The sequence below is a fragment of the Acinetobacter brisouii CIP 110357 genome (genome assembly GCF_000488275.1).
In the GTDB taxonomy this organism is placed as follows: Bacteria; Pseudomonadota; Gammaproteobacteria; order Pseudomonadales; family Moraxellaceae; genus Acinetobacter; species Acinetobacter brisouii.
The window spans coordinates 160,556-182,937 of sequence record NZ_KI530764.1; the positions used below are offsets into that span (position 1 = coordinate 160,556).

At 38.4% G+C, this 22,382-nt stretch carries 19 protein-coding genes and 3 pseudogenes; 14 read left to right on the forward strand and 8 right to left on the reverse strand.

The features are described from left to right. Positions 1-36: 36 nt before the first annotated feature. Together P255_RS13820 and P255_RS13825 are read right to left on the reverse strand one after the other, a co-directional pair. Entirely contained in the window at positions 37-384 is a 348-nt protein-coding gene (locus tag P255_RS13820; protein ID WP_004898199.1) for a rhodanese-like domain-containing protein, read from the reverse strand. 273 nt (positions 385-657) lie between these two features. Beyond that, the gene (locus P255_RS13825) at positions 658-942 is read right to left on the reverse strand and encodes a hypothetical protein (RefSeq protein WP_004898197.1); all 285 of its coding nucleotides are present in this window, start codon (positions 940-942) and stop codon (positions 658-660) included. 207 nt (positions 943-1,149) lie between these two features. Between P255_RS13825 and P255_RS13830 the strand changes: the two genes are divergently transcribed. After that, a complete protein-coding gene (locus tag P255_RS13830; protein WP_004898196.1) occupies positions 1,150-2,169 on the forward strand; it encodes a permease in 1,020 nt (339 codons plus the stop codon). Positions 2,170-2,186: 17 nt separating this feature from the next. Then, on the forward strand, positions 2,187-2,426 hold the full coding sequence (locus tag P255_RS13835; protein ID WP_004898194.1) for a thioredoxin family protein: 240 nt from the start codon (positions 2,187-2,189) through the stop codon (positions 2,424-2,426). A gap of 250 nt (positions 2,427-2,676) precedes the next feature. On the opposite strand, the gene P255_RS13840 is transcribed toward P255_RS13835, so the two are convergent. Continuing rightward, positions 2,677-3,000 (reverse strand): GntR family transcriptional regulator, encoded by a 324-nt coding sequence (locus P255_RS13840; protein ID WP_228127495.1) that lies wholly within the window; start codon positions 2,998-3,000, stop codon positions 2,677-2,679. 30 nt (positions 3,001-3,030) lie between these two features. Between P255_RS13840 and P255_RS15525 the strand changes: the two are divergent. Continuing rightward, positions 3,031-3,290, forward strand: a pseudogene (locus tag P255_RS15525) (LysR family transcriptional regulator); the annotation flags it as partial. Between the two features lie 190 nt (positions 3,291-3,480). Next, on the forward strand, positions 3,481-4,320 hold the full coding sequence (locus P255_RS13845; RefSeq protein WP_004898193.1) for an SDR family oxidoreductase: 840 nt from the start codon (positions 3,481-3,483) through the stop codon (positions 4,318-4,320). Between the two features lie 122 nt (positions 4,321-4,442). Here the strand turns inward: P255_RS13845 and P255_RS13850 are convergent, their stop codons facing one another. Beyond that, on the reverse strand, positions 4,443-5,342 hold the full coding sequence (locus tag P255_RS13850) for a LysR family transcriptional regulator (RefSeq protein ID WP_004898191.1): 900 nt from the start codon (positions 5,340-5,342) through the stop codon (positions 4,443-4,445). Between the two features lie 177 nt (positions 5,343-5,519). On the opposite strand from P255_RS13850, the gene P255_RS13855 reads away from it, so the two are divergent. Both P255_RS13855 and P255_RS13860 read left to right on the forward strand, forming a co-directional pair. After that, complete coding sequence (locus P255_RS13855) at positions 5,520-6,371, forward strand: aldo/keto reductase (RefSeq protein ID WP_035365652.1); 852 nt, start codon at positions 5,520-5,522, stop codon at positions 6,369-6,371. A 215-nt stretch (positions 6,372-6,586) separates the two neighbouring features. Continuing rightward, the gene (locus P255_RS13860) at positions 6,587-7,804 is read left to right on the forward strand and encodes a multidrug effflux MFS transporter (RefSeq protein WP_004898188.1); all 1,218 of its coding nucleotides are present in this window, start codon (positions 6,587-6,589) and stop codon (positions 7,802-7,804) included. A 111-nt stretch (positions 7,805-7,915) separates the two neighbouring features. Here the strand turns inward: P255_RS13860 and P255_RS13865 are convergent, their stop codons facing one another. Beyond that, positions 7,916-8,803, reverse strand: a complete 888-nt coding sequence (locus tag P255_RS13865; RefSeq protein WP_004898187.1) for a LysR family transcriptional regulator — start codon at positions 8,801-8,803, stop codon at positions 7,916-7,918. Positions 8,804-8,962: 159 nt separating this feature from the next. Here P255_RS13865 and P255_RS13870 point away from each other — a divergent pair, with 159 nt between their 5' ends. The 3 genes and pseudogenes from P255_RS13870 to P255_RS15270 all read left to right on the forward strand — a co-directional run bounded on the left by P255_RS13870 (position 8,963) and on the right by P255_RS15270 (position 12,246). Further along, positions 8,963-9,934, forward strand: coding sequence for an aldo/keto reductase (locus P255_RS13870; RefSeq protein WP_004898186.1), 972 nt, complete (start codon positions 8,963-8,965; stop codon positions 9,932-9,934). 633 nt (positions 9,935-10,567) lie between these two features. After that, positions 10,568-12,093 (forward strand): annotated as a pseudogene (locus tag P255_RS13880) (cryptochrome/photolyase family protein). A gap of 3 nt (positions 12,094-12,096) precedes the next feature. Then, positions 12,097-12,246 (forward strand): DUF2256 domain-containing protein, encoded by a 150-nt coding sequence (locus P255_RS15270; RefSeq protein ID WP_081401987.1) that lies wholly within the window; start codon positions 12,097-12,099, stop codon positions 12,244-12,246. 135 nt (positions 12,247-12,381) lie between these two features. Here the strand turns inward: P255_RS15270 and P255_RS15530 are convergent, their stop codons facing one another. Beyond that, positions 12,382-12,546: a hypothetical protein gene (locus tag P255_RS15530; RefSeq protein ID WP_004898177.1), complete on the reverse strand. Its 165-nt coding sequence runs from the start codon at positions 12,544-12,546 to the stop codon at positions 12,382-12,384. A 242-nt stretch (positions 12,547-12,788) separates the two neighbouring features. Here P255_RS15530 and P255_RS13890 point away from each other — a divergent pair, with 242 nt between their 5' ends. The 3 genes from P255_RS13890 (at position 12,789) to P255_RS15535 (ending at position 16,226) form a co-directional block, all read left to right on the forward strand. Beyond that, positions 12,789-13,829: a zinc-dependent alcohol dehydrogenase family protein gene (locus tag P255_RS13890; RefSeq protein ID WP_004898174.1), complete on the forward strand. Its 1,041-nt coding sequence runs from the start codon at positions 12,789-12,791 to the stop codon at positions 13,827-13,829. 501 nt (positions 13,830-14,330) lie between these two features. Beyond that, a complete protein-coding gene (locus tag P255_RS13895) occupies positions 14,331-15,479 on the forward strand; it encodes a catalase family protein (RefSeq protein WP_004898170.1) in 1,149 nt (382 codons plus the stop codon). Between the two features lie 603 nt (positions 15,480-16,082). After that, positions 16,083-16,226, forward strand: coding sequence for a hypothetical protein (locus P255_RS15535; protein WP_004898168.1), 144 nt, complete (start codon positions 16,083-16,085; stop codon positions 16,224-16,226). A 523-nt stretch (positions 16,227-16,749) separates the two neighbouring features. Here P255_RS15535 and P255_RS13905 read toward each other — a convergent pair. After that, on the reverse strand, positions 16,750-17,313 hold the full coding sequence (locus tag P255_RS13905; protein WP_004898165.1) for a recombinase family protein: 564 nt from the start codon (positions 17,311-17,313) through the stop codon (positions 16,750-16,752). Between the two features lie 338 nt (positions 17,314-17,651). Between P255_RS13905 and P255_RS15275 the strand changes: the two are divergent. Then, positions 17,652-18,189 (forward strand): annotated as a pseudogene (locus tag P255_RS15275) (IS66 family transposase); the annotation flags it as partial. 174 nt (positions 18,190-18,363) lie between these two features. Then, the gene (locus P255_RS15280; RefSeq protein ID WP_174428842.1) at positions 18,364-18,675 is read left to right on the forward strand and encodes a transposase family protein; all 312 of its coding nucleotides are present in this window, start codon (positions 18,364-18,366) and stop codon (positions 18,673-18,675) included. 75 nt (positions 18,676-18,750) lie between these two features. Here the strand turns inward: P255_RS15280 and P255_RS13915 are convergent. Further along, on the reverse strand, positions 18,751-22,382 hold a 3,632-nt coding region (locus P255_RS13915; RefSeq protein ID WP_004898163.1), incomplete at its 5' end, for a calcium-binding protein.

The following is a 22,382-nucleotide window of genomic DNA, read 5'->3' on the forward strand; positions in this document are numbered from 1 at the left end:
TTTTAAATTTAGAAGCTCACATAACATATTTAAAATTTAGTTTTCGATACAAGGTAAGCTATTTTTCCACCAGGATTTCATGCCACCCTTTAACTGCGTAACTGAATATCCCATCTTGGCCAATCTACGTGTCGCAGGAATGCTACGGTGTGCTGATAAACAAATGGTTACCACAGGCTGATCTGGATCAAGCCCTAATGACTGTATTGAAGATTCGTTCAATTTTGTAATGGGTAAATTGACAGCGCCTTCTATATGACTATGTTTAAACTCTTGAGTACTTCTGACATCAACAATCTGTACAATTTCCCGTTTCTGCCATAATTCCTGACAGGTAGTTTCAGGCACTTTGCCCAAAGGTAAGTACATCAGAATGTTAAACATGATTTTCCTCTATTAGAATCATTCTTATCCATAACCTATATTAGAATATAGAATAAAAGTAATTAGTAAAATGAATATAAACCAATCTTGGATTAAACTCCAAATTTATGCTTAAAGAAAATAGAATGGCTTCTAATATCACTACATAAAATACATTTAAATCAATAGTTTATTTATTTTAAAAATATCAAAAACTAGTGAATACTAGCACTTCCACCGACACTAAGATTTTAGTATAGCTTTTCTTTTAATTACTCACAGGATGTTTGCCATTCATGGCTGCATAAGGTCGGGATCATTATCAATTTGAATGGTATGTTGGCGTAAATGAATAATCTTATCTTCAATTTCAACAGACATGCGAAGTTTAGGCTGTGCTTGGTATGGCTTACTGTTGGCTAATCCTATCTCTCCCTTGGATTGATCATTTTTTTCCAACGATAAAAGTATCTTTTTAAATACCAAAATATCGGCCATTAAATGTAACATTGCTATTTTGTTCAGCGTGAGCAAAACGCTTAATTTGTAGGTAATTTCCAGTTGGGCTTTTGTACTCAAAATCAAAACTCCTATGGCATGAGGTAAAATGTCAATAGAAGTCTCAATTTTTACAACTCAAATTTTATCGTCAAAAGATATATTGATTATTTTCAATATAATTTTCATACTTAAAAAGCTAACTTTGGCATTGAGTATATATTTACCATATAATTATTTTATTGATTTAAATAATAAATTTTATTCGCCCAAGACAAGGAGATTTAAATGGACAGCATAGTTGCCATCTTTGCTTGGTTAAACAATGCACTTCTTAAAATGACTTGGTTGTCTGAAGGGGTGCGTTGGCTGGTTGAAAATGTATTTGGATTATCTATTGCAACTCGACTAGGTGGCAGTATCCACTTTTTTATTTATGATGTTTTTAAGATTTTTATTCTATTATCAGTTTTGATTTATTCCCTTTCATATATTCAAAGTTACTTTCCTCCGGAACGTACCCGACAAATTTTAGGGCGCATGAATGGGGTACAAGCGAATATTGCCGGTGCTTTACTTGGAACGATTACACCATTTTGTTCATGTTCATCTATTCCACTGTTTATTGGTTTCACACGTGCCGGACTACCCGTTGGTGTGACATTTTCATTTTTGATTTCATCTCCTTTAGTTGATCTGGCATCAATTATTTTATTGGCAAGTATTTTTAACTGGAAAATAGCCATCGCTTATGTGCTTCTCGGGTTAGTGTTAGCCGTGCTGGGTGGTTCATTGATCAGTTTTTTGAAAATGGAAAAGTATGTCGCTGACTTTGTAACGCATAATGGAGCGATTGAGGGAGAGCAAGATTTTAGCATGTCGACTAAAGAGCGGCGTGACTTTGCCTGGGAACAGGTCGTTGAAATCTTTGATAAGGTTTGGTTATATGTTTTGATTGGTGTGGGTATTGGCGCTACCATCCATAACTGGATTCCAGAGCATTGGATCACTGCCTTATTGGGACAGGAGCATTGGTATTCTGTACTGATAGCCACCATTGTCGGTATTCCTATGTATGCCGATATTTTTGGCACATTGCCGATTGCTGAAGCTTTGGTCGGTAAAGGTGTTGGCTTAGGTACAGTATTGGCCTTTATGATGGCGGTAACAGCATTATCATTGCCATCGATCATCTTGCTTAAACAAGTAGTCAAACTCCCATTACTCAGTCTGTTTGTTGGTATCATTTTTATAGGTATTCTGATCATTGGTTATAGCTTAAATGCTTTTGGTTATTTATTGGTATAAAACATCGGAGAGAAAATATGCAGATTAAAGTTATGGGTACTGGATGTCGTAAATGTAAAGCACTATTAGCTGCAACAGAGGAAGCAGTGAAGATGAGTGGCGTGCAAGCTGAAATTGAGTATGTCACCGACATGATCAAGATTGCGGAAACAGGTCTGTTAAGTACGCCGGGTCTCATTATTAATGATAAAATTGTATCAAGTGGCAGGGTACTAGAAACTCAAGCAATCGCTGATCTTATTGTCCAAAATCAATAGATTAAAATTTTGATATTCAATAAAAGCACCATTACTTTCTCAATGGGGTTTTATTGGGTTTGTAATTTACTTATTGTTTAATAAATTTAAGACATTACTCGTATTTGGAATACGTTGAAAACCATAATTTTATAAATTGTATTCACTATCAATAATATAACTTTAGTTTGCTATTTTTTTGTCCTGAAAGATCTCAAATAAATTGGCATGATTTGATGTGGGTTGTCTATTTAGAAATGCACTGGCGTAATCATTCTAAATGATTTTCCATCAAGGAAATCCCCAATTGTTCATCACCTTTTTCAATGGTATTGAGAATAGCGGTATGCTCTTCAACTGAACAACTATTATGCGTAGGGGTTTCATACATTCGAATTAACAAGGAAGTTCTAGCGATCAACGTCTGAAGATAATTGGTAATCAGTGGATTATTGTTGATTTCAGTCAGTTCTAGGTGGAAGTCCCCCGAAAGTTTAACCCACTCTTGCCAGTTTCCATTGGATAAGGCATTTTCTTCTTTTCGTACAAGTTCTCTTATATTTTTTAAATTCAGCGTTTTTGCTTTTTTTGCCAGTTTTTTTACAGTGAATCTGGGGCATTATAACAAGTCTTAGCCGAATGGTTACCTGAACCAATGCCGATCTCTGTTGTCTATCTACAAAATCGACATTTGTCTCCTAAAGTTCGTGTGTTTGTTGACTGGGTTGCAGAATTGTTTACAGGCTGCCCACTATTGAATGGTTGTGTGTTCTAGTTAGATCAGCGCTATGACTTTGCTTGTGAACAAAAAGAAATCTGGAATATACGATTCATACCTTGATTGAAGATCAAAATATGACAGAGGTACATACGTTGAAAAACTAAAAATGTATTTACTCCTCTGAGACTTTGATCAATCCAGTCTTTACAGCATCAATTATTATATTTTCATCAGTAATAGCCCTCCATTGATAAATTTCATTCATAGAGGCTATTTCTGTTTAGACGTTAATCATTCAAACATAAGTCTCTAAAATAGAATAATTCCATTGCTAAGAATCATGAGAAGTAACAGATGAAAGATATTATTGTCGTTATTGGTACAGGGTCGATTGGTCAAGCAATTGCACGTCGAGTCAGTGCTGGTAAACATGTTTTACTGGCAGATTTAAAACAAGAAAATGCTGAAGCTGCTGCAAAAGTGTTAAGTGAGGCAGGCTTTGAAGTCAGTACCTGCATTGTGGATGTTTCTTCCCGCACATCTGTTCAAGCCCTGATTCAGACGGCAACTCAACTGGGTCAAATTGGCGGTGTCATTCATGCTGCTGGTGTATCTCCTTCGCAAGCATCACCTGAAGTGATTTTAAAAGTGGATTTGTATGGTACAGCTGTCATTTTGGAGGAGTTCGGTCAAGTCATTCGTTCGGGTGGCTCTTGTATTGTGATTTCCTCTCAATCGGGACACCGCTTACCTGCATTAACTCAAGATGAAGATCGCATTCTTGCCACAACACCTGCTGAAGAGCTGCTTCAACAACCAATGTTGCAGCCTGATGTGATTCGAGATTCTTTGCATGCCTATCAGATTTCAAAACGTGGCAATTCCTTAAGAGTCATGGCTGAGGCGGTTCGTTGGGGTAAAAGAGGTGCTCGTGTCAATACGATTAGCCCCGGCATCATCATAACGCCATTAACAAAAGATGAATTAACAGGCCCACGAGGAGAAGGTTATCGCAACATGTTGAAACTGTCTCCAGCTGGGCGAGCAGGAACACCTGATGAAGTTGCTGCGCTTGGTGCACTTTTAATGGGGCCAGAAGGCACTTTTATTACAGGTAGCGATTTCCTCATGGATGGTGGTGTAACTGCTGCTTATTGGTTTGGTGAACTTGCACCAATCTCTGTTTCTAAATAATGTTCAAGACTGGGTTAGGAGTGAAAAGGTGTAGTGATCTGCACCTTAATTTAAACTTCCGAATTAACGCATCGATTTTGCTGAAGTTTTTATATTTCAAAAGAAATAACTCTTGGCGTTATTTAGGGGCATAAACGTAAGGCATCTATCAGTAAGCGAAATAATGGTGAGGATTCTCGGCGACTTGGATAGTACATGTAATAGGGCGAATAGCGCATATTCCAGTCATCCAAAATCGTGACAAGCTTTCCACTTTTGAGCTCATCTTCAACCATGACTTTCGGTAACCAAACCAGACCATGCCCTTCCACACCTGCTTTAAGTTGCAATCGGGCATGACTAACGATCAGTGAATATTCTGGATTAATGGTCAGGGTTTTATTTGGTTCTTTGAAATCATGAAACTCCCAAGACTGTATCCGCTCATGTGACGGTAAACGTAAGCCAATACAGCGATGATGATCTAATTCTCGAGGTGTTTCGGGAACGGAGAAATGTTCCAAATATTGTGGTGCAGCTAAAGTCAGCATTTCTAGTTCATCACTGACACGGACTGAAATCATATCTTTATGTACGGCATCACCCAAGCGAATCCCAATGTCATAGCGATCTTTCACAATATCTGCAAAGGCATAGTCCATGGTCAGTTCCAATTGTACATCGGGATAATCACGCATGAATTTCGACAGTTTGTCCCAGAGCAAAACATTCAGAGAGATTTCTGTCCCGTTGATTCTGAGCTGCCCGCGAGGATTTTCGCGAAAATAATTCAAGTTATTGAGCTTCTGTTCAATGCCGTTGATGAGCGGCTCAATATCGTTAAATAACTGTTCGCCCTCTTGGGTTAAAGAAACACTTCGGGTCGTGCGGTGCAATAGCTTTATGTCCAGACGCTGTTCCAGCATTTTAATGGTATAGCTCAACGCAGACTGAGAAACACCCATTTGTCCTGCGGCTTTGGTAAAACTTCCAGATCGGGCAACAATTAAAAATGCTTTTAAATCATCAAGATTTTCAGACATGGTAACTCACGATTTGCTGAATTTGTTTATTATTTATTCGGTATAAATTTTATTAATCAAACTTGATTAATAAAATATTTATATAAGTGTAATCGAAATTTGCTGTCTAGTTGTGCAATTTTGACAAGGTTATAGTGGTTTTGTGATCAGGTTTTAACAGATTTAAAGGTAAAAATGATGCAAACCATAAAATTGAATAATGGTGTTGAAATGCCACTTGCAGGTTTTGGCGTATTCCAAATGAATGATCGTCAAGAATGTGAACAAGCGGTACGCCATGCAATAGATGCAGGCTATCGTTTGATTGATACCGCTGCTTCTTATCAGAACGAAACTGAAGTTGGTAATGCCATTCGTCAAAGCAATATTGCACGGGATGAATTGTTTGTGACCACGAAGCTTTGGCTACAAGATACCAATTATGAAGGTGCAAAGGCGCAGTTTGAACGCTCTTTAAACCGCTTACAAATGGATTATGTCGATTTATACCTGATCCATCAGCCGATTGGTGATGTACATGGGGCTTGGCGTGCGATGGAAGAACTACACGCAGCGGGAAAAATTCGCGCGATTGGTGTGAGTAATTTCCATCCTGATCGTTTAGCCGACTTGATTGCTTTCAATAAAGTCGTGCCTGCGGTGAATCAGGTTGAAGTTAATCCATTCCAGCAACAACTGCATGCCGTGCCTTGGATGCAATCACGTGGTATTCAGCCTGAAGCTTGGGCACCTTTCGCTGAGGGGCGTAACAATTTATTTAATCATCCTGTCTTGCAGAAGATTGGTCAGAAATACGGAAAATCGATCGGTCAAGTGGTACTACGCTGGCTCTTACAACGCAATGTAGTGTCATTAGCCAAATCTGTTCGTCTTGAACGTTTGCAAGAGAACATCAATATCTTTGACTTTGAATTATCTGTTGAAGATATCAATCAGATTACTGCGCTTGATACTGCAACCAGTGCATTTTTCTCACACCGCGATCCTGCCATGATTGAATGGTTAAGCAGTCGAAAACTGGATGTTTAATCAGAAAAAAGTAATGTACTGATCCATCCAACATATTTGTCTTATAGACCTTGCCCAAACTTGTATGTCCCAAACATGAAATGGCTATAAATACGTTCATGAATTGGACTAACAACGAGTCACAGTTTTAAACATTTAGACCACCACCAATAAGCGGAGTCATTGAGTTAATTGGCTTCGCTTAACCTGTTTCACAAATTGAATGAGTAAAAACTATGTCCAATACACCCATATCCACCCAAAGTCAAAGTAATCAACTACACGCCAGTAGTTGGGTATTTATGGCGATTTTGGGTGCATTAATGGCATTTACTTCGTTATCTACCGATATTTATTTGCCTGCCATGCCGCAAATGGAAATAGATTTACAGGGTAGTGTCGAATTGACCATTACAGGGTTTTTAGGTGGTTTTGCCATTGCCCAATTAATTTGGGGGCCGATCAGCGATCGAATTGGGCGTAAACGTCCGTTATATCTCGGTTTGGTGGTCTTTGTGATTGGTTCGATTGGCTGTGTCTATTCACAAAGTATTGAGCAAATTGTCTTTTGGCGTGTGATTCAGGCAATAGGGGCATGTACTGCGCCCATGCTTGCTCGTGCGATGATTCGGGATTTATATGCCCGTACCCAAGCTGCGAAAATGCTTTCTACATTGACGATTGTAATGGCAATTGCACCAATTGCAGGGCCATTGATTGGTGGTCAGATTCTCAAACTCAGTTCATGGCATGATATTTTCTGGTTATTGGCAGCCATTGGCAGTTTGATGTTTATTTCACTGTTCCTTTTGCCAGAAACACATCATGAAGAACGCCGCCAACAAAGTTCAATCATGACGATTTTTCAGCAATATGGTCGCTTGCTTAAGAATTGGCAATTTATGCGTTATACCTTATGTGTGACCTTCTTTTATGTCGCTGCGTATACCTTTATTGTCGGTTCACCATTTGTTTACATTACTTATTATGGTATTGCACCACAGTACTATGGCTGGCTTTTTGCCATCAATATTGTCGGCATTATGGGCTTAAGTTTTATCAATCGTTCTTGGGTTGGGCGTTATAGTTTAGATATTTTATTACGTGGTACGACGGCTTTTGCTGCAATCGCCTTAGTCATTTTATGTGTGTTGTTTTATGCGGGAATCGGTGGAATATATAGTGTCATTCTCATGGTCTTCTTTTTCTTTTCGATGAATGGCACGGTAGCGGCCAATTCGACTGCGGCAGCATTAGATGGCGTACCTGAAATTGCGGGTTCAGCTTCAGCTTTGATTGGTTCACTGCAATATGGAAGTGGCGTGATCTCCTCGTTACTTTTAGCGTGGTTATCAAAAGGCACACCAGAAACCATGATTCTGATCATGACTGTTTTCACAATTTTAAGTGCGGCTATGGTGCTGATCCCATTCAAGATGCAAAAGCAGAAATAATCAGGTTGATCATTCTTATCTAGAAAAGAACGCATCGCTACTTTAAATCATGTTTATCTCTGTTTCATCAAAAATGACAGTTGGCCTGATTAATTCAATTGGGCTGACTTTTTAAAGCTTTAAAGCATCAACAAATAATCTAAAAATGGGGTTGGATTCCTGCCGATGCGGATAATATAGATAATATCCTTCATACGTGATCGCCCAATCCTCTAAAACCTTGACCAATTTTCCAGATTCTAATTCCTGCCGTATTCGATCTTCTTGAATCCAAATTACCCCTAAATGATCTGTCGCTGCTTTTACCATCATCGGAACCTGATTGACTATGAGCTGTCCATTGACATGCTTTTCAACCCGCTGACCTTCAGAATTTAGAAAGTCCCATGCCAATAAACCACCTTTGGTTGGCAATCGCATATTGATGCAATTATGAAACTCCAAGTCATCTGGAGTTTTGGGTGGTTGATGCTCAGAAAAATATTCAGGACTGGCAACGACAGCCATTTTCATATCTGGTGAAATACGCTGTGAAATCATGTCTTTATCAATATGCATGCCAATGCGTATGCCCATATCATACCGTTCAGCAACAATGTCAGTAAAACGGTAATCCATTGTAATTTCTAAATTTATTTCTGGGTATTGCTTGAGAATTGGCAGTAAACGTTCCCAAGCAAATTGATAAATTGCGTGATCCGTCGCATGGATTCGAAAATTCCCCGCAAGCGTATTACGCAGTTGGGTTAATGTATCAATCTCGGAGTTGATTTGATTCAATAAAGGTTCAACTCTATTTAAGAGCTGCTCTCCGGCTGCTGTAGTTGATACGCTGCGTGTTGTCCGATGTAAAAGTCTTAAATTTAACTGGTTTTCTAATGACTTCACGGTATGACTTAATGCAGATTGTGAAACGCCAAGTTGTGCTGCAGCCTTAGTAAAACTACCTACCTGTGCAACAAGAATAAAAGCTTTAAGATCATTTAAATTATCAAGCATAGCCACACCTTTATTTTATAAGTGATCCAAATGAGTTGGATCTCATCCAAAATAGTATTAATTAATTATATTCATAAGCACATGCGATTTAACCATCTTAATCATTAATAAATGTCTCTCTATACTTTGACTTATTCGATAAATGATACGAGATAAATTATGAAAATGCGCAAACTAGGTGCTCTAGAGGTCTCTGCAATTGGCATGGGATGTATGGGATTAAGTTTTGGTTTAGGTCAGGCAAAATCTCAACAAGAAGGCATCTCGTTAATTCGTAAAGCTGCTGAACAAGGCATCACTTTTTTTGATACAGCAGAGGCTTATGGTCCTTATACCAATGAAGAATTAGTCGGCGAAGCATTAAAACCATTTCGGGAGAAAGTCATTATTGCCACTAAATTTGGCATGATTTCCGATACAGGCATTAATAGCCGTCCCGACCATATTCGTAAAGTCTGCGAAGATTCATTGAAACGCCTGCAAACCGATTATATTGATCTGTTCTATCAGCATCGTGTTGATCCAAATGTCCCAATTGAAGAGGTTGCGGGAACCATTCAAGACTTAGGCAAAGAAGGTAAAGTCAAACACTTTGGTTTATCACAAGCCAGTGCTGAAACAATTCGAAAAGCGCACAGTGTTTTTCCAGTTACCGCGGTTCAAAATCAGTATTCGTTATGGACGCGTGAGCCAGAGCAGGATGTATTGCCTGTCTGTAAAGAATTAGGGGTTGGTTTTGTCTCTTGGGGACCGTTAGGTACGGGTTTTCTCACTGGAACCATTAATCCAGATACAACTTTTGATGCAGCAACTGATTTAAGAGCAACCTTTCCCCGTTTTACTCGAGAAGCCATGATTGCCAATATGCCTCTAGTCGACAAAATCTCCGAATTGGCACAAAGAAAGCACGCATCCTCTGCTCAAATTGCTTTGGCTTGGTTGCTCGCACAACATGATTTTATCGTACCTGTACCAGGAATTGATCAAGAGAAATATCTGCGAGATAACATCCTATCTGCCGAAGTTGAACTTAATTCAGAAGATTTACAGGAAATAAGCAATATCTTGTCATCCATTCAGATTGAAGGTGAGCGTTTATCTAAAGAATTGCTCGCCCTTGATGATCAGTAATTTTTATCAATCCATAGTATTCAAGGAGAACCTTATATTCTCCTTGAGAAAAAAGGTATAGATATGGCAAATGTTTTAATCTTAGGAGCTTCAGGGCAAATTGCACGTTTAGTCACACAGCAATTACTCAAAGAAACCCAACACCATCTTTCTTTATTTTGTAGAAATATCAAATCGCTCAATATTCAGCAAGACAACCATATACATTTATTTGGGCACTGTTGCAAATAGAGATTTGAGTGCATGGTGATTTAGATAACCTGATAAAAAAATCCCATACTGGGGATGTATGGGAAAAAATGAAGGAAGTTTACATGAAATTGCTTCAAGAAAAATATTAGGTGTATACGAGCATAATTACAACCACAATATTTTGTATCTTTTTGATTAAAATCACATAATTTTCACATCAGTTATGAAGCTGGCCTTAGGTAGAATTCATAAGTACCAACAATGACAACCAGATTAGAGATACTGCTATTTTGTAATTAAAGATTATTTAATACGGTCTTTGCTGAACTGACCGATACCCTTCCATTGTGCTAGCCATATTTGACTGATTGCTATTTTTTCACAAAAAATTGAAGTATCAGCATTTAAAGTATGCTGTCTTCTGCAAGATTTGGGGTATGTATGCGTTTTGGTTTGATTTTGGGTGATCAGCTTCACCATCAGCTTGCTACGCTCAAAGTACTCGACCGTACCAAGGACGTGATCTTGATGGCAGAAGTATTTGAAGAAGCGACTTATGTCACTCATCATCCACAAAAAATTGCCCTTATTTTTAGTGCGATGCGTCATTTTGCCAAACAACTCAAAGCAGAAGGCTGGCGTGTACGTTACCATGTTTTTCAATCTGACAGTCCGATTCGTACACAGCTGGATTTCGTACAAGTACAACAACAACGGTTGTCAGCAAAAGAATTAGTGATTACTCACTGTGGAGAATACCGATTACAGCAGCAAATTGAAAATCACTGGAGTCAGCAACTACAATTACCCGTACAGTGCCTAGATGATGACCGTTTTTTTTTTGTAGCCCAGTTCAGTTCCGACAATGGGCCAGTCGATACAAAGTGCTACGTATGGAATATTTTTATCGAGAAATGCGTAAGCAGACTGGCTATCTGATACAAAATAGCCAACCTATCGGGGGGAAATGGAACTATGACACAGCCAACCGAAAAACTTGGTCTGGCAATCCCCCATTATCTCCCCCTCTGTACTTTGAGTTAGATCAGATTGACCGAGACGTCATTGAGCTAGTCAAACGTGAATTTCCCCAGCATCCGGGCAGTCTTAACAATTTCCATTGGGCTACAACGCGTAGTAATGCCCTGCTTGCTTTACAACATTTCATTGTCAACGGTTTGCCTTATTTTGGTGATTATCAGGATGCTTTGGCTCAAGGCGAAGACGCGTTATTTCATAGTCTGTTATCACCTTATCTAAACTGTGGTCTACTGCTCGCTAAAGAAGTCTGTGATGCTGCAGAAGCAGCCTACCATGCAGGTCATGCACCATTAAATGCAGTTGAAGGTTTTATCCGGCAAATTCTCGGCTGGCGCGAATATGTCCGTGGGGTTTACTGGCTATACATGCCGCAATACGCCAACAGCAATTCATTACATCATTCCGCCGCACTGCCCAAATTTTACTGGACAGGTCGTACCAAAATGAACTGTATGGCCGAGTGTTTTCGTAATACTTTTGAACATGCTTATGCTCATCATATCCAGCGTTTGATGATTACTGGTAACTTTGCCCTGTTAAGTGGCGTGGATCCACAGCAGATCAGTGCATGGTATTTGGCAGTGTATGCCGATGCATATGAATGGGTAGAGCTGCCTAACACGGTAGGTATGGTGATGCATGCGGATGGTGGCTTACTGGCGAGTAAGCCCTATGCGGCTTCGGGCAACTATATCCATAAAATGTCTGATTACTGCCAGCACTGTACTTACAATGTTAAAACCCGTACTGAACCCGATAGCTGCCCATTTAACAGTTTATATTGGTATTTTATGATGAAGCATGAAGCGATATTCCGCGCTAATCCGCGTATGGGCATGATCTATCGACAACTAGATAAACTTAATAATAAGGATCAGCTTATCGTTCATGCCCAACAGCTGCTCAGTCAGATTGATGAATTATAAACTATGAAAAAACAGCATTTACCGGAAAAAATCTGTGTTGCCTGCTTACGCCCTTTTAGATGGCGCAAGAAATGGCAACGCTGCTGGGAAGAAGTTAAATATTGTTCTGAACGTTGCAAACGTCAGTCTAAACAGAATCATTCTAAGCTTTAGCTGAGCAGTCTGAGATTGAGTTATGCATTGATCACAGATTTTCTACAAGATCGGTAATTTTTAACAGCGCATTATAGTCAGATACACTCACGACCTAATCACTGGCTTCTACGACACTCACTCCATCATCCTGCATCATTCTTTTCCATTTAAACAGCAAATTGGATGCAATACATACTGTCTGGAAATAGAAGAAACAGATGAACCCGATTGCATGGTGAGCGCAACAAACTGTACTTTTTCTTGAACTGAATCACGTCGACGACGTTGAGCAGATGTAATCCCTTCGACGCGTTCCATAAGACACTTCTTACTTATCCTTAGCTATGACTAGGTCTTCATTGTGAAGTGTTCGATTTAATTGGGGGCTCATACAAGTGAGGAGAAAAATCTTATAGCTTTTGAGTTTTGGGGATCTTTGCTTATTGTGGCTGGTGAAAATTAACGCTAGAGTCTTAGATGTGGTCTGACCACGAAATACAAAGTTAAAAATTAATTTATAAAAATTGAGTAATTTAAAATTTTGAATGGAGATTTGTACAATGAAAGCATTGGTTTATCACGGCCCCAGTAATGCTAAATGGGAAGAAAAACAGCAACCTAAACTACTCAAACCGAGTGATGCAATAGTCAGGATTGTTAAAACAACTATTTGTGGTACAGATTTACATATTCTAAAAGGTGATGTGCCGGCAGTGACCGATGGCCGTACTTTGGGACATGAAGGCATTGGAATTATTGAAGAAGTTGGCGCTTCAGTTCAGCAATTTAAAAAAGGTGATAAAGTCATTATTTCTTGTATCACATCATGTGGTTCATGCAGTTATTGCAAGAAAAGTTTATATGCTCACTGTAAAGATGGTGGCTGGATTTTAGGTCATAAAATTGATGGTACGCAGGCGGAATATGTACGCATTCCACATGCCGATAACAGTCTGTACCATTTGCCAGAAGGCCTGGATGAAGAATCAGCTTTGATGTTGAGCGATATTTTGCCAACAGGCTTTGAAATTGGTGTGTTAAATGGTCAGGTACAACCGGGGCAAACGGTTGCGATTGTGGGTGCTGGCCCAATTGGGATGGCGGCGTTGCTTACAGCTCAATTCTATGCACCGGGCCGAATCATTATGGTCGATACTGATGAAAGCCGTTTGGAAACCGCAAAACGTTTTGGCGCGACTGATATTATTAATCCTGCCAAGCAGGATGTGAAGTCGGTGATTGATCAATTGACTGATGGTGTGGGTGTAGATGTGGCGATTGAATGTGTTGGTGTCGAACCAACCTTCGCGATCTGTCAACAGATTATTGCACCGGGTGGACATATTGCCAACGTGGGTGTGCATGGTAAATCAGTAGAGCTGCATCTTGAAGATTTGTGGATTAAAAATATTACGCTCACTACTGGATTGGTCAATACCTCAAGTACACCAATGTTGTTGAAAAGCTGCTGTGCCAAAACCATTGAGCCAAATAAATTGGTGACTCACCATTTTGCTTTAAGTGATATTGAAGAGGCATATAAAGTGTTTGGTCATGCCGCGCAAGAAAAAGCGATGAAAGTGGTGCTTTCTAACTCTTAATACCTACCTATTTAAGTTTTAAAAAAGACATTCCGAAAGGGGTGTCTTTTTATTGGTGAATTTTTTGGCACAGTTGCAAATAGAAATTTGAGTCATTGTATTAGCCCCAAATTAAATCAGACACTTCACAATGAAGATCTGGTCATAGCGCTAGAGTTAAGGAGTGTCTTATGGAACATATTAAAATCATTAGATCTGTTCGACGTAATTTAGGTCAAGAAAGAACTCATCTTGTTGCTCTATACCATGCAAACAGTCTCATCAGTTTTTTACTGCCAGACATTTATCTTTTAATAGAAAAAACTTATGTAAAATTATGAAAGAAGCCTAATTTTTCCTTGAATTATTTTAATCTTATGCCTTTACCATTATCCCCAATGAATGCACCTAAAATATCACAGATATTATAATGATTTTATGCGTTAAATAAGCTTAAGGAATTTCATCTCATCAGCGTAAAAAGCTAACTATGATGCTGATGCCAAAGCATGGAGAAAACCAATGCTCAATTTCATGCGCTCAATACCCTTGAACCTGCTGTTCACTGTAGCACCTTTAGCAATCCTAATCAGTGCTTGTACGGCTGTAGACAATCCCTCTCTCACAAAGCCCAGCTCTCCTAACAAGATGGCTTACCCCAGTAGTATAGATCCAGATTTGAATGAGCACATTTATCCAAATGAAGCTGTAATAGCTGAAGAAATCTCAGATGTGATTGAAAAATCCATTCGCAAACAATATTCCGTAGGCACAGCCCTACGTGATGCACATCCCAAAGCACATGGCTGTGTACGGGCAGAGTTTCAGGTGAAAAAAACACTTTCTAAAAACTTAGCGCAAGGCGTTTTTATTCCTGGTAAAACCTATCCAGCATGGATTCGCTTCTCTAATGGTTCTCGTGATGCCACGCAAGCAGACATTAAAGCAGATGCTCGAGGCATGGCAATAAAACTTTTAAATGTACCTGGAAAAAAACTTTTAGAAGATGAAGACTTCACGCAAGACTTTATTATGATCAATTATCCAGTTTTTTTTGCCAATGATCCGAACCGCTATATGGCATTAATGCAGGATATAAACAGCGATAGCTTTTTTAAAAAACTTCAGATTCCTTTTGCTCTAGGATCTAAAGGAACTTTAATTGCCTTAAACCTTAGAACCAAAATTTCAAATCCTCTACAAACACGCTATTGGTCAATGGTGCCCTATCAGTTGGGATTGGGTTCTAATCGTCAGGCAGTCAAATATTCAGCCCGAGCTTGCTCACCGATTAAAGATCCTATTCCAAAGCATCCCAGCCATGATTTTCTGCGTGAAGCACTTCGAAATAGTCTACAAAAAGATGGGGCTTGTATGGAGTTTTTAGTGCAGCCTCGAACATCAAACACAATGTCAGTTGAAGATTCCATGACTGAATGGAAAGAAACCCAAGCCCCTTTTTATCAGGTGGCGACTATTCGCATTCCCAAACAGGTTTTTGATACACCTGATCAAAATAAGTTTTGTGAAAATCTTTCTTTCACACCGTGGCATGCTTTACCTGAGCATAAACCACTTGGTGTCGTAAACCGAATGCGCAAGGTTATTTATGATCGGACCAGCCGAGTCAGACATGAGATGAATTCTGCTAAAAGACAAGCTCCTCAATAGCATATTTACGCTCTTGCCTATACGAAATAATAAAAAGTATAGATGACATACTTTTTATTAGAAATTAGTTACGTACTCTGAACAATTCTCTTAAATCTGTGCGTATAAACGATACCTATCTAATCCGAATTAGAAATGTTTCTATCTCAAAATTTACTCACAGAAATAAGAGATAATTTTCACCCTTGCAAGATCAAAACACTAAAAAAAATCAATTTAAATAAAAAATTATCACTTTTATTGAAAATGACATTATGGATTAGAGTAATAAAAATCCAACCAGTTTCAAAATTTTATTTTTTAAAAAGTAGTTTTCCATTATTTTACTTTTGATTTATATTCACTTTATTTTTCACGATACCAATTATATTAAATATAATATAAATTACTTATTGACTGGTATTAAATAGAACTCACCCATCAAAAATAATAAATTTTTTAAATAAAAAATTACATTTATTTAAAACATATAAAAATCAATTGCATTAATTTATTTTTAATTCATTAAATATAATTTGATACATAGATAGTATATCTTTTAATAAAATAATGGCACATGATAATTTCGTCATTAATAATGATGACTAGAAAAGGATAATTATTATGTCACAATCTCAAAATCAACCAGGTAGCGATCCAACTACTAAACAACCTGACAGCGATAAAAGCCATCAGCCTCAAAAACAGCAGCAATCAAACCCAGACCAGCAAAAAGATGCTGAAAAACCCAAAAAAGACAATAAATAAAAAAAGTAGCGTAAAGCTACTAAATTAAAATAATAATTAAGTAGCCTAAATTAAACTTATGCTTCTTAAAGGGGAGTCAAATCCCCTTTAATTTATTAAATAGGTATAAAATGATATTTCCAAGAAAATTAATCACTTTTTATAAGAAGGATAACCCTAGTGTTCAACGTTGCGCATGGGCAAATTATAATGATGATGGATTCTTAATAAATATTACCAACTATTATGGAAAAGTACTTAAACTCCAAGATGGAAAGGTTTATATAAGAGGTGAAATATGGATTCTAAAAGGTCATCTTAATAAATTTCAATATTAGTAATTCAAAAATACTATAAGTTAATGTTTAAAAATTTATAAATATCCAAGTCCATTTGAAATTCTTAATTTTACTCATTACAACCAATTATTTGAATACACTGTGAATTAGTTAATTAATTAAAAAATAAGCATATAAAATTCTTAGTCAACAATTTAAATTAGTATTTTTAATATTTTAGCTAGCATTATATTTTTAATATATGCTTATTCCATCTTTAAATACCGATAAACTGCCTGCCGGCTAATTCCAAAAGCCTTCCCCAAAGCAGCCTTCGAACTATATTTTCCTTCTGCCCAAGCCTGACGTAAAGCATCTGCCTGATCTGGTTTGAGTTTATGGACCCGACCTTTATATTTCCCTTGAGCTGCTGCCAGCTTAATGCCTTCTTTTTGCCGTTCTAAAATAATCTCACGTTCAAACTGAGCAAAGGCTCCCATCAATTGCAACATCAGGTTATCCATCGGCGTGGCTTGGGCAGTAAAAGTAATTTTTTCTTTGATAAATTGAATCGCAATACCCCGCTTAACCAATTTGTCTACTTCTTCAACCAGATCTTTGAGACTTCGCGCAAAACGATCCATCGAATGTACCACCACCATGTCCCCTTCCCGAACATAGTTCAACATTTCCTGAAATTTGGGGCGGTCGGTATTTTTACCCGAAGCTTTATCTATGAACATCCGGTCAATTTCGATGCCTTCAAGTTGGCGTCCCGTATTTTGCTCGACCGAGCTGACTCGGACATAGCCGACTTTTTGACCTTTCATGCGCTTCGCTCCAAATTGACTAAAAATAGTCCAATTTGTCTATTATAAATAATAGATTTAAAAATAACATGTGATGTATGATCAAAAAACATTTAAAAGAGACATTGTTTGCTTGGGTAAAAATATGTAGTTTTAGGGTATACTCTAAAGAAACATTAATTATAAATTTTAAAAATACTGATATTTATTTAAAATTAATTTCATAAAATTGATGATTAATTAAAATTTAATCAGATATACAAATTAATTATTAGATGCAATCAAATTTCAGATTAACTCAATAATTTTAATCGCTATTTTAAATAGAAATTATAAGATGACTGATTTTCTATCTCGATATGGAACTGGAGCTATTGGCAGATGCATTGAAACAAGTACTGCTCAAACAGCAGATGATTCATGCAGACGAAACACCTGTGACCGTGATGTAGATTGCTGAGAAGAAACCAAAGTTTCCTAAAAGGTTGGCAAAGTAAACTGATCTGGGATGATTACAGTGGTTATAAGACACGTTTTGCCTCAGGTCAGATGATTGAGGTGGGTTGTATAGAGCACATGCCTGTCGAAAATTCCATTAGCTAAATGTGACTGGTAAAAGTTTGATTGCGAAAAGGCTCAGCAATTGATTCAACAGCTTTACCAAATTGAAGCAGAGTTACGATAGATTTCACACTGTAGTATTGAACAATGCATACAGCGAAGGCAACAGGATAGCCAACCGATCATGCAACAACTGTATGACTGTCTTAAAGAACATCAGATCAAAGTTCCACCAAATTCACACATAGCCTAAAACGCTGGCAGGCATTCTGCCATTATTTGGATGATAAGAATTTGCCTATTTGTAATAATTGGGTCGAAAATCAGATGCCTCCATGAACATTAGGCAGAAAAAACTGTGAATAGCCACAAAAATTCCAATTCAAAGACCTAAAAAAACAGAAGAAAAGTTATAGTAGTAAGAAAAAGGCGCATACATTTAAAGTACAGGTGATAATTCTCTACAAAACTCAGAAAATTCTGAGTTTATGTGGTCGTCATGTACTGTACATGATTTCGAGCTATTCAAACGCAACTTCAATCAAATTCCCATTAGTGCTTTTATTCTTGCAGACAAAGGCTATCAGGGAATTTACGCTATTGTTTACGAATAGCTTATTATCGTTAAAAGCCAAAAGACGCTGTAAATTGAATCCTGAGCTGAGAATTTACAACCGAGAAATCAATAAAAGAAGGATTGGAATTGAGCATGTATTTGGCAAGCTCAAAACCTTTAAGATTCTTGCTGGACGTTATCGAAGCCGAGATAAAAGACTGGGCTTGAGATTTAATTGCTGGAATTTACAATATGGAGTTGAGTAAAAAATGATTTATGAAAGAGGTCTACCCTAAAAATTAACAACTATAGGGTGGCTAACCACCCTACAACTTAGGATATTAATAAATAATTGCTTGATTCATCATTAAATCTGTAATAGACAACTGCTCAGCTTGGTTTGTGAATATTAAAAGATCTTTTACAGTTACATTTAGTTGGTCACGCAGACTCAAAGTGTTAGTTTTGGCATTAGCATTATAAGTAATCTCAATATAATCAGAAAGATTAGAGCTAGTTGCCTGATTATCTAATATTTGGGAAAAATCAATTTGATCTTCTGTCACATCAAAATCAGTTACATAATCTACAGCCGTTTCACCTGAAGCATTTAACAATAATTCGAGAATATCATTACCTTCATTTAAGACAAATAATTCACTCACTGCTGCATTACTGCTCAGGATATTGTCATCTGAATCACCCACTACAATACTAGTGACCTCATCCTCAGCATTGGTAGGATGATCCACCCCAAACACTTGATAAATCTGCTGTGAGGAAATACTGCCACCTGTTTCAAAATTGAAAGATTCGACCTCATGCGCACCACCAAGGAAGAAGTCTTTTACTGTTACCTTGTTGCTATTGCTGCCATTCACTTTCAGGATCAGGTCATCACCTGATTGAGTTAAATAGTTACCCACTTGGCTAAAGCTAATTCCATTGCCAAACACAACCTGATCTGTACCTAGCGTTTCATCAATAATCATGGAACCAGAACTATAGTTATAGATAGTATTAGAGGCATCTAAATCCATATTTTCAGGTGATGTGTTTGCTGGCGCGCTTTGCTGTGGCATGGTAATGCCAAATGCCCCAAAAATCTGCTCAGCGGTAATTTTCCCACCTGTTTCAAATTCAAAACTTTCAACCAGATATTGACCAGCCAGAAAGAAGTTTTTCACAATGACTGTATTAGTGTCACTACCATTCACTTTGAGAATGAGATCATCACCTGATTTGGTCAAATAGTTTCCTACCTGATTAAAGGTAATACCATTTTTAAAGATGACTTTATCATTGCCTGACTGTTCAGTAATGGTCAATTCACCAGAACTATAACTATAGGTTGTATCTCCCACAGGATTCGGCGGTATTGGAGTTGTTCCTGATGGAATTGTCAAACCGAATGCACCAAAGATTTGTTCAGCCGTCAGTTGCCCACCTGTCTCAAACTGCAAGGTTTCAACCAGATAATTTCCTGCCAAAAAGAAGTTTTTGATCGTGACCTTATTAGTATTGCTACCATTGACTTTCAAGATCAGATCATCACCTGATTTCGTTAGATAATTACCCACTTGACTAAACGTGATGCCATTCTTAAATAGCACGGTATCATTGCCCGATTGTTCCGTGATCGTCATTGCACCAGTGGTATATTGATAAATGGTATCACCTTCTGGATCGGATAAACCTCCAGCAGAAGCATTGACCTTGACTGCAATTTGAGCCGCTGTAATGGTATAGCCCCCATTCGGCTGTACACTACTAATTGCTTTCTCACCCCCCAGGAAGTGATCCTTGACTCGGACTGACTGGTTTGGATTATTGTCAATCGTCACAATCAGGTCATTATTTTCTTTGGTAAATTTAATTCTATCCTCAGTAATACCTTGATCCATCAGCCAGAGGACGTCTGTTCCACCACCTGTCTGGTCAATGGTCTCTGTGCCATCAGCTAAGTAATAAAAATATTGATCATTACCAGCCCCGCCATCTAGAGTATCGTGACATGTACCGCCTCTCAGTATGTCATCGCCCTGCCCACCATAAAGGATGTCATTACCAGCTCCGCCATAAAGAATGTCATTGTCCTGATCACCATATAAAATATCGTCACCCTCATTTCCTTCTAGATAATCAGCACCAATCCCTCCATAAAGCGTATCGTTTCCAGCTTGTCCCCACAGGATATCTTCTCCTGCCTGACCATAGATGATGTCATTGCCTGCACCTGAATAAACCTTATCGTCACCTGCGTCCATTTCAAAGGTTTCATCTGTATTGCGATAACCCCAGACTTCATCATTATTGGCTGTACCATGATAGGTGAGATGGTTTTCAATATAGGCATTATTCCAAATGGTTGAATCCGCAAACTGGATTTCATTGACCTTATGATGTCCATCCGTAAAGTAGTTTTGAATGGTAATTTGATCTGTCTGATTAGTATGCTTAATGACCAAGTCAGTGCCATAACGATGCAGGCTTATGTCTATTGTTGTAATACCCTGACCAAAACGCAATACATCAAATGAAACAGCGACATTACTATAGTTCTGACCTGCTGGGCGTTCAATAATCGTATCTTTCCCATCCCCTAGATTAAACAGATAAACTTCATCACCAAATGAGCCATAAATGGTATCGTTACCTTGACCGCCTTCTACATATACAGCTCGTTGTACTTCAGTTAATTCTATATCCTGAATTCGATGGTAGCCATCCGCATCTTGATAAAATTGATCTTGGTTATATTCATTCACAAAGTCCATTTGATTGACATCTATAGTTAAGACATCATCACCAGCACCACCTGAAAGTAAGCCAAGTTCATCATTTGCCAAACCTGTTAGTGTTAGCTGATCCTGGCCATCTCCACCGTACAATTTACCCTGTCCAGTTAAGATGTCATTCCCTGACTGACCTTCCAATACACCTTGTCCGCTCAGGATGTCATTGCCCTCACCACCCAGTAGATGTCCAGAGCCTTCAATTTCATCATCACCTACACCACCATCGAGATAGCCTGTGGCATAGATTTTATCATTACCCTCACCACCGTAAACGTAATACTGGGCTTCTGGTGTTTCGGCATACACTGGGCGACCATAGATAATGTCATCACCTGCACCTGCATGAATCACATCATGATCAGTTGTTCCCTCAATAATATCGTCTAATTCAGTTCCTTTTACAGCTTGCACATTAAGTGCATCTTCATCCCATTCCGTTTGGTCATCAAATCGTACCTTATTGATTGGTTTATTTGAAACGTAGTCACTAAATTGTGACTCAACAATAAGTTGGTCTCCCGTGATACGGTGCATGACAACCATATCCTGCCCCACTTTTCTGACAATCAGGTCATCTGGATTGATATTAATGAACTCAATCGTATCAATATCAGTTTGGTTCTTAGATTCATATTGGATCGTGTCCTGTCCCCAGCCCAGATCAAAACGATAAAGATCGTTCCCTTGTCCACCAATCAGTACATCATCACCTGTACCACCAACTAAAATATCATCTCCAATGCCACCATTCAGTTGGTCGGAACTATCGCCTCCATCCAGAAGATCATTACCCGCTCCACCGTTGAGAACATCATCGCCAGTCCCGCCATAGAGCTGATCTGAGCCATCACCTGCATCCAACAGATCGTTACCAGAACCACCAATAAGGACATCATTGCCATTGCCAGCATAAAGTTGGTCATTATCAGCACCCCCCTCTAAATGATCATTGCCGTTGTCACCATAGAGCTGATCCTGTCCATCACCACCATAAATCTGGTCTGAACCGATATTTCCATGAATTACATCATCACCAGCCTCACCTGAAATCGTGCTACCCGTTGTATAGGCTCTTAAAACATCAGCTTCTTCTGTTCCCAAAAGAACTAAAGCTTTTACAGCTTCAATATCGAGTGTTGTACTGTCTGAGAATTGGATTTGGTCAATTCGGTAAT

What these genes read in the sequence shown, in the direction of transcription:
- P255_RS13820 (WP_004898199.1), bottom strand. Translation starts at nt 384, where the DNA reads ATGTTTAACATTCTGATGTACTTACCTTTGGGCAAAGTGCCTGAAACT.
- P255_RS13830 (WP_004898196.1), top strand. Translation starts at nt 1,150, where the DNA reads ATGGACAGCATAGTTGCCATCTTTGCTTGGTTAAACAATGCACTTCTT.
- P255_RS13835 (WP_004898194.1), top strand. Translation starts at nt 2,187, where the DNA reads ATGCAGATTAAAGTTATGGGTACTGGATGTCGTAAATGTAAAGCACTA.
- P255_RS13845 (WP_004898193.1), top strand. Translation starts at nt 3,481, where the DNA reads ATGAAAGATATTATTGTCGTTATTGGTACAGGGTCGATTGGTCAAGCA.
- P255_RS13850 (WP_004898191.1), bottom strand. Translation starts at nt 5,342, where the DNA reads ATGTCTGAAAATCTTGATGATTTAAAAGCATTTTTAATTGTTGCCCGA.
- P255_RS13855 (WP_035365652.1), top strand. Translation starts at nt 5,520, where the DNA reads ATGCAAACCATAAAATTGAATAATGGTGTTGAAATGCCACTTGCAGGT.
- P255_RS13860 (WP_004898188.1), top strand. Translation starts at nt 6,587, where the DNA reads ATGTCCAATACACCCATATCCACCCAAAGTCAAAGTAATCAACTACAC.
- P255_RS13865 (WP_004898187.1), bottom strand. Translation starts at nt 8,803, where the DNA reads ATGCTTGATAATTTAAATGATCTTAAAGCTTTTATTCTTGTTGCACAG.
- P255_RS13870 (WP_004898186.1), top strand. Translation starts at nt 8,963, where the DNA reads ATGAAAATGCGCAAACTAGGTGCTCTAGAGGTCTCTGCAATTGGCATG.
- P255_RS15270 (WP_081401987.1), top strand. Translation starts at nt 12,097, where the DNA reads ATGAAAAAACAGCATTTACCGGAAAAAATCTGTGTTGCCTGCTTACGC.
- P255_RS15530 (WP_004898177.1), bottom strand. Translation starts at nt 12,546, where the DNA reads ATGGAACGCGTCGAAGGGATTACATCTGCTCAACGTCGTCGACGTGAT.
- P255_RS13890 (WP_004898174.1), top strand. Translation starts at nt 12,789, where the DNA reads ATGAAAGCATTGGTTTATCACGGCCCCAGTAATGCTAAATGGGAAGAA.
- P255_RS13895 (WP_004898170.1), top strand. Translation starts at nt 14,331, where the DNA reads ATGCTCAATTTCATGCGCTCAATACCCTTGAACCTGCTGTTCACTGTA.
- P255_RS15535 (WP_004898168.1), top strand. Translation starts at nt 16,083, where the DNA reads ATGTCACAATCTCAAAATCAACCAGGTAGCGATCCAACTACTAAACAA.
- P255_RS13905 (WP_004898165.1), bottom strand. Translation starts at nt 17,313, where the DNA reads ATGAAAGGTCAAAAAGTCGGCTATGTCCGAGTCAGCTCGGTCGAGCAA.
- P255_RS15280 (WP_174428842.1), top strand. Translation starts at nt 18,364, where the DNA reads ATGATTTCGAGCTATTCAAACGCAACTTCAATCAAATTCCCATTAGTG.